Origin of the sequence: Microbulbifer discodermiae, assembly GCF_040742695.1 — a bacterium.
In the GTDB taxonomy this organism is placed as follows: domain Bacteria; phylum Pseudomonadota; class Gammaproteobacteria; order Pseudomonadales; family Cellvibrionaceae; genus Microbulbifer.
The window spans coordinates 74,757-89,808 of the sequence record NZ_JBFLAB010000007.1; the positions used below are offsets into that span (position 1 = coordinate 74,757).

A 15,052-nucleotide genomic window follows, 5' to 3' on the forward strand; every position below is an offset into this window, starting at 1 on the left:
GCAACGGGGATTGTATTCATGCGCAGTGACTACTGTGGCACCCTTCGAGCTGCGGACATAGGCCGCGAAGTTACCCTGTGTGGTTGGGTGGACCGCCGCCGCGACCACGGCGGAGTGATTTTTATCGATCTGCGCGACCGCGACGGGATTGTCCAGGTGGTGTTCGATCCGGATGTGGGCGAACACTTCGAGCGCGCCGACCGGGTGCGCGCCGAGTATGTGCTCAAGGTCAGTGGCCGTGTGCGTGCGCGCTCGGAGGCCACCGTCAATCCGGGCATGGCGACCGGCGAGGTGGAGGTCTATGGTACCCAGCTGGAAATTCTCAGTCTCGCTGAACCGGTACCTTTCCAGCTGGACGAATACACGGCGGTGGGCGAGGACGTGCGGCTCAAGTACCGCTACCTGGATCTGCGCCGCAATGAGATGCAGCACAACCTGCGCTTTCGCTCCCGGCTCACCACCGCCATTCGCAATTACCTCGATGGCGAAGGCTTCCTGGATATCGAAACCCCGATTCTGACCCGGGCCACGCCCGAGGGTGCGCGGGATTACCTGGTACCCAGCCGTACCCACGAGGGCAAATTTTTCGCCCTGCCGCAGTCGCCACAACTGTTTAAGCAGCTGCTGATGGTGTCCGGCTTCGATCGCTACTACCAGATAGCAAAGTGCTTCCGCGACGAGGACCTGCGTGCGGACCGCCAGCCTGAGTTCACCCAGATCGATATAGAGACCTCGTTTCTGGAAGAGGGCGATATTATGTCCATTACGGAGGGCATGGTGCGCCAGTTGTTTCAGGAGCTGAAGGGCGTGGAACTCGGGGACTTTCCTCGCATGTCTTATGGCGAAGCCATGGAGCGTTTCGGCTCCGACAAGCCGGATCTGCGTATCCCGCTGGAGATGGTGGAAATCAAGGACTTGATGCGGGAGGTGGACTTCAAGGTGTTCTCCGGCCCGGCCAACGATCCCAAAGGGCGTGTCGCCGCGCTGAAAGTGCCGGGGGGCAACCACAAGCTGACCCGCAAGCAGATCGACGACTACGGCAAGTTTGTCGGCATCTACGGCGCCAAAGGCCTGGCTTATATCAAGGTCAATGACAAGTCCGACCTGGAGAATGGCCTGCAGTCGCCCATCGTCAAGTTCCTGCCCAACCGGACCCGTGCGGCGATTGTCGAGCGGATGGCGGCGGAAAACGGCGACCTGATTTTTTTCGGCGCCGACAAGGGCAGGATAGTTGCCGAGGCGCTGGGTGCATTGCGCTGCAAACTGGGCGCGGACCTGAACCTGTACACCTGTGACTGGGCGCCGCTGTGGGTGGTGGACTTCCCCATGTTCGAAGAGGCCGACGACGGCAGTCTCACCTCGCTGCACCACCCCTTCACGGCGCCGTCCTGTGCACCGGAGGCGCTGGAGCAAAATCCGCTCGCGGCACTGTCCCGGGCTTACGATATGGTGCTCAACGGCACCGAATTGGGGGGGGGCTCCATCCGTATCCACGATCAGGTCATGCAGCAAACGGTGTTCCGTATTCTCGGGGTAGACGCGGGGGAGCAGAGGGAAAAATTCGGTTTCCTGCTGGACGCGCTCAAATATGGTGCACCGCCCCACGGCGGCCTGGCTTTTGGCCTCGATCGCCTGGTGATGCTGATGACCGGCAGCGACTCCATTCGCGACGTGATCGCCTTCCCCAAAACCCAGAGTGCCGCCTGTGTCATGACCGATGCCCCCGGTGCGGTGGACGCGAAGCAGCTGCGCGAGCTGAATATCCGCCTGCGCCAGCAGGAAAAGCAGATCAGTTAGATACCCCGGCCGGTTTCGGTGGCAAAGGCGATAGAGCGGAGAGATAGAGATGGCGGGACACAGTAAATGGGCCAACATCAAGCACCGCAAGGCGGCCCAGGACGCCAAGCGGGGCAAGGTTTTCACCAAGATTATTCGCGAACTGACGGTAGCCGCCAAAGCCGGTGCCAACCCGGATGACAATCCGGCTCTGCGGGCCACTATCGACAAGGCGCTGGGCGCCAATATGAAACGCGATACCATCGACAAAGCCATAGCCCGCGGCGCTGGCAACAGCGATGGTGAAAACTATGAGGCGGTCACCTATGAGGGGTATGGCGTCGGTGGCGTGGCGGTACTGGTGGAGTGCCTGACCGACAACCGCAAGCGCACCGTGGCGGAAGTGCGCCATGCCTTCAGCAAACGCGGCGGCAACCTGGGCACCGATGGTTCGGTGGCCTATCTCTTTTCCCGCAAGGGGCAGATTTACTACCAGCCGGGCGTCGATGAGGATGCCCTGATGGAAGCCGCCCTGGAGGCGGGCGCCGACGACATAGTTGCCAACGACGACAACAGTGTCGAGGTCACCACCGAATTCCAGGACTATTTGTCGGTCAAGGATGCGCTGACAGAGGCTGGTTTTACCCCCGCCGGAGCCGAAATCGCCATGGTCCCCTCCACTACAGTGCCACTGGACCGGGAAGGTGCCGAGAAGGTGCTGGCGCTGGTGGATATGCTGGAAGACCTGGACGATGTGCAGAATGTCTACACTAACGCCGATATCCCCGACGAGGTGATGGCACAGCTGGCCTGATACCGGCTGCTTCCTCTCCCCCCTGCCGTCCCTGTCGGGGTAGTGCCCGTGTCCCGCAGTTGTGCACAATTGCCTTGACGGTATTGCTTTGCCTTGGGACACTCGGGCCCACTATTTGTATAAATGTACAGGGGATAGTCTGCGGTGACTCGGATTCTGGGAATAGATCCCGGCTCGCGCAAGACCGGCTACGGCCTGATTGATGTTGGGCGGGGCAAGGCCCGCTATGTCGCCAGCGGTGTGATTCGCATCCCGGATGCGGCCCTGCCGGAGCGCCTCAAACTTATTTTTGATGCCGTGAGCCAGATCGCCGACCAGTATCGGCCCACCCAGGTGGCAATCGAAAACGTATTCATGTCCAAGAGCGCCGCTTCGGCGCTGAAACTTGGGCAGGCCCGCGGCGCAGCCATCGTTGCCGCCGCCCAGGCGGACCTGGAGGTGGCGGAATACGAAGCGCGCAAGGTCAAGCAGGCGGTGGTCGGCAGTGGCGCGGCGGACAAGCTGCAGGTGCAGCATATGGTCAAAACCCTGCTGCAGCTGCCTGCCAGCCCGCAGGAAGATGCGGCGGATGCCCTCGCTGTGGCCCTGTGCCATCTGCACACCATACAGACACTGGTGCAAACCGCTACCGGCAGTACAAGCCGGTTTCGCCGCGGCCGCCTGAGTGTCTCTTGACGGAAAACGGACAATAAGATGATAGGAAGACTGAATGGCAGCCTGGCGGTGGTGCAGCCGCCCCTGTTGCTGCTGGACGTGCAGGGTGTGGGTTACGAACTGCTCGCGCCCATGACCACCATATTCGAGCTGCCACCGCTGGGGCAGAGGGTGCAACTGTACACACACCTGGCAGTTTCCGAGACCGCACAACAACTCTACGGTTTTATTCACGAGGCGGACCGCCAACTCTTTCGCACACTGATCAAAGTCAACGGTGTCGGGCCAAAAATGGCGCTGGCGATTCTCTCCGGCCTCGACGCCGCCTCCCTGTCCCGCTGTGTGGCGGAGGACAATGTAGCCGCGCTGGTGAAGCTGCCGGGTGTGGGCAGGAAAACCGCCGAGCGCCTTATCATCGAGCTGCGCGACAAGCTGGCGCCCCAACCCGGCGATGGCGACAATATCGCTGTGGCCAGCACAGAAAGGGTCCGGGTCGATAGCGCCAGTGAGGCGGAGATCGCCCTGACCGCGCTGGGCTACAAGCCCGTCGACGCGGCCAAAATGGTCGCACGCGCCAATAAGCAGGCGCCGGATGCCGACAGCGCCACGCTGATCCGGCTGGCCCTGAAAAGCATGGCCCCTGCCTAGCAGGCTGTCGAAATTCGCAGAATTTCGACAGCCTGGTACCGGAATATGGATGTTCCGGCAAAATCGACGACGCCTAAGTCGTTGATTTTGGAAGAAAAGTGAAAATCACATTTTTCGCTTTTCGTGTTTTGAAACAGGCAGGATGCCTTTTTCAACAACCTGCTAGGTCCCGTTGTGACATAAAAAGTGCCAATCGAGGCACGAGGAGAGCGGTTTGGTTGCTCCAAATAGAAGGCGAGTAACGAAGAGTGGCGTCTGGTCCGCCACAACTCGAAGGGCGGTCACTGGTTCCGCACTCTGCGGCGTTAGACACTGTTTATGTGGGCCCGCCACACCGCACAATTCCCGCCTTGCAGGTCAAAACCAGTGGCAGCAAGGTTTACTCAGTGAGTGTCAACGGACCCTGACCGGGAGATAGCGCCGTGATCGAAGCCGACCGTCTCATCGCTCCCCAACCGCTCGGGCCCGAGGGCCAGGAAGAGCAGCACGACCGAGCCGTGCGGCCCAAGTCCCTGGCCGACTATGTGGGCCAGCCGGTGGTGCGCGAGCAGATGGAAATCTTTATCCAGGCCGCCAGGCTCAGGGGCGAGGCACTGGATCACACACTGGTATTCGGGCCGCCGGGTCTCGGCAAAACGACCCTGGCCAATATCATCGCGGCCGAGATGGGGGTTGCCATCAAAACCACGTCCGGTCCGGTCTTGGAGAAGGCTGGGGACCTGGCCGCCCTGATGACCAATCTGGAACCGGGCGATGTGCTTTTCATCGATGAGATCCACCGCCTGAGTCCCCATGTGGAAGAGGTCCTCTATCCGGCCATGGAGGACTACCAGCTGGATATCATGATCGGCGAGGGCCCGGCCGCGCGTTCCATCAAACTGGACCTGCCGCCGTTTACTCTGGTGGGGGCCACCACCCGCGCGGGTCTGCTGACCTCGCCCCTGCGAGACCGTTTCGGGATAGTCCAGCGCCTGGAGTTTTACAGCGTGGAGGACTTGACCAGCATAGTGCGCCGCTCCGCGGGCCTGATGGGAGTGGAGATGGACGCGGGTGGCGCGGTGGAAGTGGCCCGGCGCGCTCGCGGTACCCCCCGCATCGCCAACCGGCTGTTGCGCCGCGTGAGGGACTTCGCTGATGTGCGGGGGGACGGCAGCGTGGATACCGACACCGCGGATGCCGCGCTGAATATGCTCAACGTGGACGCGCGGGGCTTTGACCAGTTGGACCGGCGCATGCTGCTGGCGATGATCGAGAAGTTCGACGGCGGTCCGGTGGGGGTGGATAGCCTCGCCGCGGCGGTGAGTGAAGAGCGGGGCACCATTGAGGATGTGCTGGAACCCTATCTGATTCAGCAGGGTTATATCACGCGCACACCGCGCGGCCGGGTGGTAACCGCCATCGCCTATGAACACTTTGGCCTGCCGCATCCCGGCGGCAGCTAGCGGCCCCGGTTCCGCAACTCCACAAGCAACCAAAGCGGGGCAGCCAAGAGGAGCAGTGGTGAGCGAGCCTTTCAGTATACCGGTGCGTGTCTATATAGAGGATACGGACGCGGGCGGGATTGTCTATTACGTCAATTATTTGAAGTATATGGAGCGCGCGCGCACAGAATTGGTCCGCTCACTCGGCTATGATAAGCCCGCCATGCCTCGCGAGGGCCTGTTGCTGGTGGTGCATTCGGCGCAAATACAGTACCGTCGTTCCGCTCGCCTGGACGATACGTTGCGGGCAACCGCGGCGATTGGCAAACTGGGGCGCGCGGGGATCACCTTCGAGCAAAAAATCTGGCGCGACGGTGAAATAATTTGCCAGGGCGTGGTCAAAGTCGCCTGCGTTGCAGAGAATAATCGCAAGCCCTGTGCGCTACCCGCATCCATTTACTCAGCATTGAAGGCAGCTTGTAAAGAATGAACGCCGGTGAACAAATCTCCCTCTGGAGTCTGATACAGAGTGCCAGTCTGCTGGTACAACTGGTTATGTTGCTGTTGTTGATAGCCTCGGTGACTTCATGGGTCATGATTGTGCAGCGTGGACTCTATCTGTCCCGCGCCAAGAGTGCCCTGTCCGGCTTTGAGCGCCGCTTCTGGTCGGGGGCGGACCTCAATCAGCTGTTCCGCGAAGGCAACACCCGCGCCGAGAAGGGGCGGGTGCACGGCCTGGAATCCATTTTTCGCGCTGGCCTGACGGAGTTCACCCGCCTGCGCCAACAGGGCCACAGCAGTCCCGAAGCGGTGATGGAAGGGGTGGAGCGCGCCATGCGCGTGGCCCTCAACCGGGAGCAGGAACGTTTGGAAATGAATCTGCCGTTTCTCGCCAGCGTGGGCTCCGTCAGCCCCTATATCGGCCTGTTCGGCACCGTGTGGGGCATCATGAACTCCTTCCGCGGTCTGGCCACAATGCACCAGGCCACTATCGCCACGGTGGCGCCGGGCATCAGTGAGGCCCTGGTGGCCACTGCCATGGGGCTGTTCGCTGCTATTCCCGCTGTGCTGGCCTACAACCGCTACGCCGCCAGGGCGGAATGGCTGTTGTCCAGCTACGAGACTTTTGCCGAGGAGTTCTCCTCCATACTGCACCGCAAGGTGCACTCCAGCTGAACCGGATGCATCTATGAGCATTTCCCGCAAGGCACCCAAAAAGAAACTGGTCTCGGAGATCAACGTCGTACCCTACATTGACGTAATGTTGGTACTGCTGGTGGTTTTCATGGTGACGGCGCCGCTGCTGATGCAGGGGGTCAAGGTGGACCTGCCCGACGCCCCCTCGGCACCCATCGACAACACCGATGATGAGCCGCTGATCGTTTCGGTGCGTGCCGACGGCACCTATTATCTGAATCTGGGCAAGGACGAAAAAGTGGCCAAGCCCCTTGAGGAGATTAGCGCAACAGTAGCCAAGGTACTGCGGCAGAAGCCTGCCACCCCGGTGCTGGTGTGGGGTGACACCGAGGCCCGCTACGGCCTCATTGTGGGTGCCATGACCCAGTTACAACAGGCCGGTGCCCCGAGCGTCGGGCTGGTTACCGAGCCCCCGCAGGAGTAGCGCCGGTTATGCGTGGCTCCTACCCACTGGCAATCGCGGTCAGCCTTTGTCTGCACGGGGCGCTGATTGCCCTGCTGGTCTACGGCTGGGAGGCGACCAGTAAGCGGGAGCTGAAACCAATGCCGCAAGTGGTGCAGGCGAAACTGGTAACCCTTGAGCCCAAGGTGACCAAAAAGAAGACGCCTCCCCCCAAGGTGGACCTTGAGCAGAAGCGTCGCCAGCGCGAGCTGGACCGTCAGCGCCGCGCGCAGGAGGTGAAAAAACCCCGTGCGGTAGAAAAAAAGCCCGAGCGTGACGAGGCGAAGAAGACCGAGGACGAGCTTAAGAAACAGGAAGACCAGGCGCGCGCGGAGAAAGAACGCCAGGAACAACTGGACCGCGAACGCCAGAGCGCCTTCGAGGAGGCGCTGGAGGAAGAGGAGGAGCTGTTGGATGCCAGCGAGGACACGCAGGCAGTCATGTCCGTGGCCCAGGCTATCCGGACGCGCATCGAATCCGTCTGGAGCCGCCCTCCCAGTGCCCGCAACGGCATGCTTACGGTGGCACAAATCAACTTTGTACCCACCGGCCGCGTGGTGGCAGCCAATATTGTCGAGGGCAGTGGCAATGCCGCATTGGATCGCTCAGTGCTCACCGCCATTCGCAAAGTGGAGGTGTTTCCCGAAGTGGCGGAGCTGGCCCGCCGGGAGCCCGCCCTGTTCGAGCGCGAAGTGCGCACAACCCTGTTGAACTTTAGAGTCGAAGACCTGCGCCAATGATCAGAAAACTCGCCATACTCGTTTCCCTTGCCATTACCCTGTCGGTGAGCGGGATTGCCCGGGCCCAACTGGTGGTGGATATCACCAGTGGCATAGATGACCCCACGCCGATCGCAGTGTCACCGTTTGGCTGGTCCGGTACCGGCGTGCTGCCGGAGGATGTGTCCGGGATCGTCGCCGCCGACCTGCGTCGCAGTGGCCTGTTTGCCCCGGTGCCCAAAGAAGATATGTTGTCTTTCCCAAAATCCCCGGACGAAATAGTGTTCCGGGACTGGCGCATCCTCGGCGCTGAATATGTGGTGACAGGCCGTATTGAGCCCCAGGCAGATGGCTATCTGCTGACCTTTGACCTGGTGAATATTTTTGGCCAGCAGAAAATGTTCACCCGGCAGGTGAGTGGGGGGCGCGATCAATTGCGGGATATCGCCCACCGCGCGGCGGACGAGATCTTTCAGGCCATCACCGGTATCCGCGGGGCCTTCTCCACCCAGATGGTTTACGTGTTGGAACAGACCCGTGGCGGTCGCCCCAGCTATGTACTGATGCGGGCGGATATCGACGGCGCGCGACCGCGGGAGATCCGCCGTTTCAGCGCGCCGGTGATGTCACCCAGCTGGTCGCCGAACGGGCAGCAGGTGGCCTACGTATCCTTTGAAGCCGGGCGCCCGGCTATCTTTGTCGAAAACCTGAATACCGGTGCACGCCGGCAGCTGACCAACTTCAAGGGGCTGAACAGTTCACCGGCCTGGTCCCCGGACGGAACCAAACTGGCCATGGTGCTCTCCAAGGACGGCAATCCGGAGATCTATGTGTTGGATTTGAATTCCGGACGCTTTACGCGCATGACCCGTCACTTCTCCATCGATACCGAGCCGAACTGGATGCCTGACGGCAAATCGCTGATTTTCACCTCTGATAGGGGAGGTAAGCCACAAATTTATCAATTGACGCTTGCCACCGGTCAAGTAGACCGCTTAACCTTCGATGGTGACTATAACGCTAGGCCGCGGGTGTCACCGGATGGCAAGACGCTGGTAATGGTCCATCGCAGCAGGGGGGTTTTCACCATTGCGACAATGGATATCAATTCCGGCCGAATGCGTGTGCTCACGGAGACGTCGCTGGACGAATCCCCCAGTATCGCCCCCAACGGAGCCATGTTGATGTATGCCACCAAACGGGGGGGCAAGGGTATTCTGGCGGCGGTTTCGCTGGATGCCGGAGTGAAGTACAACCTGCCCTCCCAGCGGGGGGATGTTCGCGAACCGGCATGGTCGCCTTACTTTGACTGAATTGGGGATGCCTGTTGAATAGCGGGCCGAGGTTTCAGCAAACAATACAAGTATCTTAGTAAGAATCTTACAGAATAGAGTTTTCGATAACACAAAAAGCGGAGTAGCTTATGTTTAAATCAGTAAAAACTGGCCTGGGTCTGGCTGCTGTATTTGCGGTATTGGCCGGTTGTTCTACTACCGATACAGTGGATGGTGGCCAGGAGACGCAGGTGGTGGGCACTACTACCCCTCCACCGGTTGTTGAGACCCCGGTCGAGGAAACCGTAGTGCCGTTGGACAATACAGTTTACTTTGACTTCGACAAATCCCTGTTGAAGCCGGAAACCCGCGAACTGCTGATACAGCACGCCGACCGCCTGCGCGGTTCCGCCCATAATGTGCGCCTGGAAGGCCATGCCGACGAGTTGGGCACCCGGGAGTATAACCTGGCCTTGGGTGAGCGCCGCGCCAATGCGGTTCGCGATTTCCTGGTTCTGCAGGGCGTGGACTCCGGCAGCCTGGAAGTTATCAGCTATGGTGAAGAGCGTCCGGCTGTTCCTGGTGACAGCGAGAGTGCCCGCGCCATGAACCGCCGCGTCGTAATCGTCGAGTAACCCAACAGGCTGCCCATGGCACTCTTGATAAGACAAGCCGCAGTCATCGTAGTCACACTGGCTGCGGTATCCTCGGTTCTCGCGCAGGCCCCGGTGGTGGATCTGTCCGAGAACCGGGATTCCCGGCCGGTCCCCGCCTATGGTGACGGCTCTGCCGGGGAATCCCGTTATTCCAGCGCTGCGCCGGTGGCTGCGCAGCAGCCCCGCGCCCAGACGAATCCACAGGCGGAAGCCTACTACCAGATGCAGGTGCTGCAACAGGAAGTGCGGGAATTGCGTGGTGCGGTGGAGGAGCTGCGGCATGAGATAAAACGCCTCAAGCAACAGCGCACCGATGACTATATGGACCTGGACCGGCGCATCTCGCGCCTTTCGGGTGAGCAGCCATCGCCCCTCCCCGAAGAGGGCGATGATTCCTCCGGTGATCTGAACAGCGATTCCAGTGAATCTCCTCAGTCCGCACCTGGTCCACAGGGGGGTGACGAGCGTGAGCGCTATCAGGCCAGCTTCGGTATGGCTCGAGAAGGCGACTATGTGGGCGCCAGTGTCGCATTCAAACGCTTGTTGGCCGACTTTCCCAACGGCAAATATGCCCCCAACGCCAACTATTGGCTGGGTGAGATAGCACTGGTCCAGGGCGATCTCGAAGGGGCCCGCCAGTGGTTTGTGGCCTTACTGGATGGTTATCCCAACTCCACCAAAGTGTGGGACGGGCGTTACAAACTGGGTACTGTCTATCACCAGTTGGGTGACGATAGCCGCGCCCGCGAGTTGCTGGAGCAGGTGGCCGCCAGTGATGCCCGCGCCGCCGGCCTCGCCAAGCAGTATCTGCAGGAGAATCTGCAGCAGTAGATCCCAGTTTTGCGACCAGCCGGTCGATGCCTGTCGCTGGTTTTTTAACCGCAATGCCACTATGATTTCGCGCCCGGACGGCATCGGCCGTCCGGGCGTTTTATTTTGTCTGGTAACTATGACCGAATTGCATACTGGGTCGCAGAGTTTGCACAGGGAAACACTGCGTATCAGTGAAATCTTTTACTCCCTGCAGGGGGAGGCGCGGGACTCGGGGCTGCCGACGACATTCGTGCGCCTCACAGGCTGCCCGCTGCGCTGCACCTACTGTGATTCCGAATATGCTTTTTACGGCGGCGAGCGCTTGTCGCTGGCCGAAATACTGGGGAGAGTGCGCAGCTACCCGGCGCGCAACCTGTGTGTGACCGGTGGTGAACCGCTGGCCCAGCCAAACTGCCTGCCGCTTCTCACTGCCCTGTGTGATGCCGGCTACCAGGTGTCGCTTGAAACCAGCGGGGCCCTGTCTGTCGAAGAGGTGGACAGGCGCGTGTCGCGGGTGGTCGATCTGAAGACCCCGGCCTCTGGAGAGCAGCATCGCAACCGGATGGAAAACATCGCCCTGCTCAATCAACGCGACCAGGTAAAATTCGTTATCTGTGACCGGACAGACTTCGATTGGGCGATCTTTACCCTGGACAGCTACCGCCTGTCCGAGCGGGTCGGCGAAGTACTGTTTTCCCCGAGTCATGATCAGCTCGCACCCCGCCAACTGGCCGAGTGGATACTGGAAACCGGAGTACCGGTGCGCATGCAGATCCAGTTGCATAAATTGCTGTGGGGCGACGTCCCGGGAGTATAAATGACTGAAAGAAGAGCTGTGGTCCTGCTAAGTGGAGGGCTGGATTCCGCCACCGTGCTGGCCATGGCCCGTGCAGAGGGTTACCTGTGTTACGCCCTGGGGTTTGATTATGGCCAGCGCCACCAGGCTGAGTTGCGCGCCGCTCAGAGGGTCGCGACAAGCCTTGGCGCCCGCCAATACAAGGTAGTAAGGCTGGACCTGCGCACTATCGGCGGTTCCGCACTCACGGACGACAGTATTCAGGTGCCGGAAACCGAGACCGATGGTATCCCGGTTACCTATGTGCCGGCGCGAAACACTGTGTTTCTATCAATCGCCCTCGGTTGGGCGGAGGTACTGGGTGCGCGGGATATTTTTGTCGGCGTGAATGCAGTGGACTATTCCGGCTACCCGGACTGCCGCCCCGACTATATCGAGGCGTTTGAGCGTATGGCGAATCTGGCCACCCGAGCCGGAGTCGAAGGCTGTGGGTTGCGTATTCGGGCGCCGCTGATGCAGATGGGCAAAGCGGACATAGTCCGCCGCGGCAGCGCATTGGGCGTCGATTACAGCCTGACCGTATCCTGCTATCAGGCGGATACAGACGGTATCGCCTGCGGTCGCTGTGATAGCTGCCGCCTGCGTGCCGCAGGATTTGCCGAAGCGGGCCTGGCCGACCCCACGCCCTATGCCAGCACTTGATGTGTGAGCCGGACTTTGGCTCTAAGCTCTTCAAATCTTTAAGATTTTTTACCATCAGGTATTGTTTTTCGGAAATAGATCCGTAAGATACGCAACTCCTCACGTTGAGGCATCGAAGGGTCGTTAGCTCAGTTGGTAGAGCAGTTGGCTTTTAACCAATTGGTCGCTGGTTCGAATCCAGCACGACCCACCATATTCCGGGGCCTGCAGAGCATTCGCTACCTCCACCCTGTCCCACAAAGAGCCAATTGTCCCACAAGATCACTTTTATTTAGTCAGCTTCTTCAGGCTTGCGATGATAATGCCGCCTAGTCGTTGAGGCGCTCGTGTGAGACAACCGGCGCCTCGCCTGTTCCATATCTTCACTGTCAGAAGCGACTTTGGCTCGTAGGTCATTTTCGGTAAACCGCTCTTGAATTGCTCCCATCTTGAGCGCTTTGTCTATCCAGCGCCGAAAGATGCTATCGAAGCCACTGGTATTGCCTTCCTCATCAATGTATGGGTCACCCTTGCGGGTGCAAAAGAGGTAGTTGGTACTGGATACGCGCTGCGGACGTGCCGCAAGAGCAGCTGCCCAGGCAGCCTCACGCTCTGGTGTAAGTTTGTACACAGTTACTTTCCCTGATGAATCGGCTGTCTTAGCCGGTTGCACCTTAATTCCCTCATTGGTCTTAGTCCGCAGCTCAAGGCGAAGCATGTCGGCTTTGCGTGCTCCTAGTGTCATTTTCAGCCCTACATAAGCTTGAAGGAAGTTACTGGCATAGGACAAAGCAGCATGCAGTTCCTCGTCGGTGACATATCGCTTGCGGACGCGCCCTGGATTTTTTATACGGAGACCGCGCATGGGGTGTTGATTATTACGCAGTACCCCCCATTCAATTGCTTTGCTAAATAAGTGTGAGAGTACCTCTAAATCACGATTGGCAGATGTAGGGGTTTCTCGACGTAAGTCGCGATACTTGAAAATTTGGTGGCTCTCTATTTCACTAGGGGGCATATGTCCAAATACGGCACGTAATCGCTTCAAACTGATGAGATTGTTACGCCGTGTTGCTGGCGCTTTTAGAGGTGCCACTTCCGAAATGTAGCGATCCATCAGCTCACTCATAATACTGATATTGGATGTTTCGCTGTCTAACTCCTGCATTATCTCGGAATATCGTTGAGCCGCGTCGGCTATGGTGTAGCCGAGCGTATATTCCGCCTTGCCATCGAAGAGTCGATGACGAGTGGTAGCGTCAAGCCAGCGGGGCACTCGATAACGCCAAGCTCCGTTTTTCCAGCGCACACCTTTAGCAAAGGGCTTTTTGGTCAGTTTGCCAGTTCCCATTTTGGTTCCGTCTTATTTTGATTCAGTCGGACTTCCGGGCGCAGATCCTCATAAAGTACTTTCGGCCGCCCTGTCCGCGGGCAACGAAGGAAACGAACACCCATGGCAACCAGGGCCTTGCACTGCTTATCCGGGTGCCGGTAATCCGTTAGCTCTCGGATTTCCTCAATGGTTAATAGGCGCACGCGCTTTCTCCTTAATCCAACTCAAACCGCCAGGACCTTTCCAATAACAGGGCCCCTACATTGGCTACAGGTTTCTTTCACTATTGCGGCTATTGCTTAGCTTCCTGTTTCAAAGTACTGTCAGTCCTATGGCCGCTTCGATACCACTGCATACGCTGCCGTATCTCATGCCGCACTTTTGGACTGCATATACGTACTAATAAATGCAGCAGCTAACTTCGCATTGATTGCATTGCCATAACCGCGCAATCGTCCCATTCTTGCGGGAGCCCCATCAGCCAGCGGGAATGTGCCGGGTTCAACTGGCCTGAACTTTCCATCTTTGCAGCCGAGCCAGTCAGGGTTTCGCCAGAAGCCGCCAGTCGGACCGGGCCCGCTGGATCTCTCAGCAAGGCAACCGTCTCCGGTAAAGCCATTCCTACAGATCGAGGACTGACCCAACCCCCTTTGCTTGAATCCGAGGCAATGGGAGTTGGCCAACCCGCTAATGTCGCCTGATATGGCAGCTGACGTCCTCTCGCTCGAGGTGTGGTAGGGTCGCCCTTGTGGTCTCGACTTGTAGGAGTTATCCATCCGCTCTTGAGCAACGAAGTAGAGGCGCTGCCGGATGTTCGGAGCACCGACGCCCGCAGCGCATAAATCGAGCGCCCCGCTGGTGTAGTTCGCTCCTTCCAGGTCAGCCTGTACAAGGTCGAGCCAACCGAGCGCAGATTTACTCGAAGACTGCTCGCCAAATATTGTTCCAGGGCGGCACTGCTCAATGAGATGGAACCACGCGGGCCATAGGTGCCGCTCGTCAGCTTCCCCTTCTCCCTTGCCTGCCGGGCTGTAAGGTTGGCATGGGCAGCTTCCGGTCCATCCTGGCTTGTTATCAGGCCAGCCTGCTTCTCTGAGTGCGTAGCTCCAGACTCCAATTCCGGCGAAAAAGTGGCATTGTGTGTATCCCACAAGCTCATCTGGTCGAACATCCTCAATGCTCCTCTCGTCGACATCGCCTGGCGCTATGTGACCGGCTGAAATCAGTTCTCTTAACCACTGGGCCGCAAATGGATCAATCTCGTTGTAATAAGCTGCCATCACTCACTGCCTAAACTGGGCCCCGTACTGGCGGCCCTAACGGTTACTGCTGACTGAGTGCGCCGGGGCGCTGGTTAAAAGCGATTACTACTACCGTGATCCAAAATCGTCTTTGACCCTGGTGATTATTTTTCTGTTGGCAGGGATATGGTGTTCACTGTAAGGCGAGGCTTGGTCAATATGTTCCTCAAAATATGCAAGGCAGGCTTCAAATCCGCCATTGTCCTGCCGCCTGGCTAATTCCTTGTAATGGTTCCCCTTCAAAATGAGGCGCAAGCTGTTATCTTCATACGTGGGGGAATATCCAAGGATGATAATTGCTGTTTCTGGTCCACTAACAAACAATGGGTTATTGTCAAGTTGCAGGTAGTAGTGTTTGGTTTTGGGCTTTTCTTGTTTCTCAGGACTGCCGCCATTCAAAAAAGCTGCTCGATTGGCTGCATCTTCTTGGCTTGAGTGATCAGACTCCGGCTCCCACTTACCATCTGGCTGATAAAATCCAACGGTCCAAAGTTCGGATTCCATTTTCTTATAAACGTACATGTCCC

The 15,052-nt window shown here is 58.7% G+C and carries 18 protein-coding genes and 1 tRNA gene; 15 read left to right on the forward strand and 4 right to left on the reverse strand.

Going from position 1 to position 15,052, the window contains the following annotated elements:
* Positions 1-18 precede the first annotated feature (18 nt).
* The 15 genes from aspS (at position 19) to AB1S50_RS04340 (ending at position 12,105) form a co-directional block, all read left to right on the forward strand.
* A complete protein-coding gene (gene aspS, locus AB1S50_RS04270) occupies positions 19-1,797 on the forward strand; it encodes an aspartate--tRNA ligase (protein WP_367149220.1) in 1,779 nt (592 codons plus the stop codon).
* Between the two features lie 49 nt (positions 1,798-1,846).
* Positions 1,847-2,590 (forward strand): YebC/PmpR family DNA-binding transcriptional regulator, encoded by a 744-nt coding sequence (locus AB1S50_RS04275; protein ID WP_367149221.1) that lies wholly within the window; start codon positions 1,847-1,849, stop codon positions 2,588-2,590.
* Positions 2,591-2,734: 144 nt separating this feature from the next.
* Positions 2,735-3,265, forward strand: a complete 531-nt coding sequence (ruvC, locus tag AB1S50_RS04280) for a crossover junction endodeoxyribonuclease RuvC (RefSeq protein ID WP_367149223.1) — start codon at positions 2,735-2,737, stop codon at positions 3,263-3,265.
* Between the two features lie 18 nt (positions 3,266-3,283).
* Positions 3,284-3,892 (forward strand): Holliday junction branch migration protein RuvA, encoded by a 609-nt coding sequence (ruvA, locus tag AB1S50_RS04285; RefSeq protein ID WP_367149224.1) that lies wholly within the window; start codon positions 3,284-3,286, stop codon positions 3,890-3,892.
* Between the two features lie 422 nt (positions 3,893-4,314).
* Positions 4,315-5,334 (forward strand): Holliday junction branch migration DNA helicase RuvB, encoded by a 1,020-nt coding sequence (gene ruvB, locus AB1S50_RS04290; RefSeq protein ID WP_367149225.1) that lies wholly within the window; start codon positions 4,315-4,317, stop codon positions 5,332-5,334.
* A 58-nt stretch (positions 5,335-5,392) separates the two neighbouring features.
* Positions 5,393-5,803, forward strand: coding sequence for a tol-pal system-associated acyl-CoA thioesterase (ybgC, locus tag AB1S50_RS04295; RefSeq protein ID WP_367149227.1), 411 nt, complete (start codon positions 5,393-5,395; stop codon positions 5,801-5,803).
* On the forward strand, positions 5,800-6,489 hold the full coding sequence (tolQ, locus tag AB1S50_RS04300) for a protein TolQ (RefSeq protein WP_367149228.1): 690 nt from the start codon (positions 5,800-5,802) through the stop codon (positions 6,487-6,489). The genes ybgC and tolQ overlap by 4 nt, the downstream gene beginning before the upstream one ends.
* Positions 6,490-6,502: 13 nt before the next feature.
* Complete coding sequence (gene tolR / locus AB1S50_RS04305) at positions 6,503-6,934, forward strand: protein TolR (RefSeq protein WP_367149229.1); 432 nt, start codon at positions 6,503-6,505, stop codon at positions 6,932-6,934.
* An 8-nt stretch (positions 6,935-6,942) separates the two neighbouring features.
* A complete protein-coding gene (locus tag AB1S50_RS04310) occupies positions 6,943-7,692 on the forward strand; it encodes a TonB family protein (RefSeq protein ID WP_367149230.1) in 750 nt (249 codons plus the stop codon).
* Positions 7,689-8,984, forward strand: a complete 1,296-nt coding sequence (gene tolB / locus AB1S50_RS04315; protein ID WP_367149231.1) for a Tol-Pal system beta propeller repeat protein TolB — start codon at positions 7,689-7,691, stop codon at positions 8,982-8,984. Before AB1S50_RS04310 ends, tolB begins: the two co-directional genes overlap by 4 nt.
* Before the next feature lie 110 nt (positions 8,985-9,094).
* On the forward strand, positions 9,095-9,580 hold the full coding sequence (locus AB1S50_RS04320; protein ID WP_367149232.1) for an OmpA family protein: 486 nt from the start codon (positions 9,095-9,097) through the stop codon (positions 9,578-9,580).
* 15 nt (positions 9,581-9,595) lie between these two features.
* Positions 9,596-10,432, forward strand: coding sequence for a YbgF trimerization domain-containing protein (locus AB1S50_RS04325; RefSeq protein WP_367149233.1), 837 nt, complete (start codon positions 9,596-9,598; stop codon positions 10,430-10,432).
* 118 nt (positions 10,433-10,550) lie between these two features.
* Positions 10,551-11,231, forward strand: a complete 681-nt coding sequence (gene queE / locus AB1S50_RS04330; RefSeq protein ID WP_367149234.1) for a 7-carboxy-7-deazaguanine synthase QueE — start codon at positions 10,551-10,553, stop codon at positions 11,229-11,231.
* Positions 11,232-11,912, forward strand: a complete 681-nt coding sequence (gene queC / locus AB1S50_RS04335; protein ID WP_367149235.1) for a 7-cyano-7-deazaguanine synthase QueC — start codon at positions 11,232-11,234, stop codon at positions 11,910-11,912.
* Between the two features lie 117 nt (positions 11,913-12,029).
* A tRNA-Lys gene (locus tag AB1S50_RS04340) sits at positions 12,030-12,105 on the forward strand.
* Positions 12,106-12,183: 78 nt separating this feature from the next.
* Here the strand turns inward: AB1S50_RS04340 and AB1S50_RS04345 are convergent.
* The 4 genes from AB1S50_RS04345 to AB1S50_RS04360 form a co-directional block, all read right to left on the reverse strand.
* Positions 12,184-13,242 carry a tyrosine-type recombinase/integrase gene (locus AB1S50_RS04345; protein ID WP_367149237.1) on the reverse strand — a complete coding sequence of 353 codons (1,059 nt, stop codon included), beginning with the start codon at positions 13,240-13,242 and terminating at the stop codon, positions 12,184-12,186.
* The gene (locus AB1S50_RS04350; protein ID WP_367149238.1) at positions 13,224-13,427 is read right to left on the reverse strand and encodes a DUF4224 domain-containing protein; all 204 of its coding nucleotides are present in this window, start codon (positions 13,425-13,427) and stop codon (positions 13,224-13,226) included. Before AB1S50_RS04350 ends, AB1S50_RS04345 begins: the two co-directional genes overlap by 19 nt.
* A gap of 165 nt (positions 13,428-13,592) precedes the next feature.
* Positions 13,593-14,504 (reverse strand): DNA cytosine methyltransferase, encoded by a 912-nt coding sequence (locus tag AB1S50_RS04355; RefSeq protein ID WP_367149239.1) that lies wholly within the window; start codon positions 14,502-14,504, stop codon positions 13,593-13,595.
* A gap of 90 nt (positions 14,505-14,594) precedes the next feature.
* Positions 14,595-15,047, reverse strand: coding sequence for a hypothetical protein (locus AB1S50_RS04360; protein WP_367149240.1), 453 nt, complete (start codon positions 15,045-15,047; stop codon positions 14,595-14,597).
* Positions 15,048-15,052: the final 5 nt, after the last annotated feature.

Coding starts and splice junctions, on each gene's coding strand:
- AB1S50_RS04360 (WP_367149240.1), bottom strand. CDS start 15,047: ATGTACGTTTATAAGAAAATGGAATCCGAACTTTGGACCGTTGGATTT.
- AB1S50_RS04345 (WP_367149237.1), bottom strand. CDS start 13,242: ATGGGAACTGGCAAACTGACCAAAAAGCCCTTTGCTAAAGGTGTGCGC.
- AB1S50_RS04320 (WP_367149232.1), top strand. CDS start 9,095: ATGTTTAAATCAGTAAAAACTGGCCTGGGTCTGGCTGCTGTATTTGCG.
- AB1S50_RS04355 (WP_367149239.1), bottom strand. CDS start 14,504: ATGGCAGCTTATTACAACGAGATTGATCCATTTGCGGCCCAGTGGTTA.
- tolB (WP_367149231.1), top strand. CDS start 7,689: ATGATCAGAAAACTCGCCATACTCGTTTCCCTTGCCATTACCCTGTCG.
- tolR (WP_367149229.1), top strand. CDS start 6,503: ATGAGCATTTCCCGCAAGGCACCCAAAAAGAAACTGGTCTCGGAGATC.
- queC (WP_367149235.1), top strand. CDS start 11,232: ATGACTGAAAGAAGAGCTGTGGTCCTGCTAAGTGGAGGGCTGGATTCC.
- ruvA (WP_367149224.1), top strand. CDS start 3,284: ATGATAGGAAGACTGAATGGCAGCCTGGCGGTGGTGCAGCCGCCCCTG.
- AB1S50_RS04325 (WP_367149233.1), top strand. CDS start 9,596: ATGGCACTCTTGATAAGACAAGCCGCAGTCATCGTAGTCACACTGGCT.
- aspS (WP_367149220.1), top strand. CDS start 19: ATGCGCAGTGACTACTGTGGCACCCTTCGAGCTGCGGACATAGGCCGC.
- AB1S50_RS04310 (WP_367149230.1), top strand. CDS start 6,943: ATGCGTGGCTCCTACCCACTGGCAATCGCGGTCAGCCTTTGTCTGCAC.
- AB1S50_RS04275 (WP_367149221.1), top strand. CDS start 1,847: ATGGCGGGACACAGTAAATGGGCCAACATCAAGCACCGCAAGGCGGCC.
- queE (WP_367149234.1), top strand. CDS start 10,551: ATGACCGAATTGCATACTGGGTCGCAGAGTTTGCACAGGGAAACACTG.
- tolQ (WP_367149228.1), top strand. CDS start 5,800: ATGAACGCCGGTGAACAAATCTCCCTCTGGAGTCTGATACAGAGTGCC.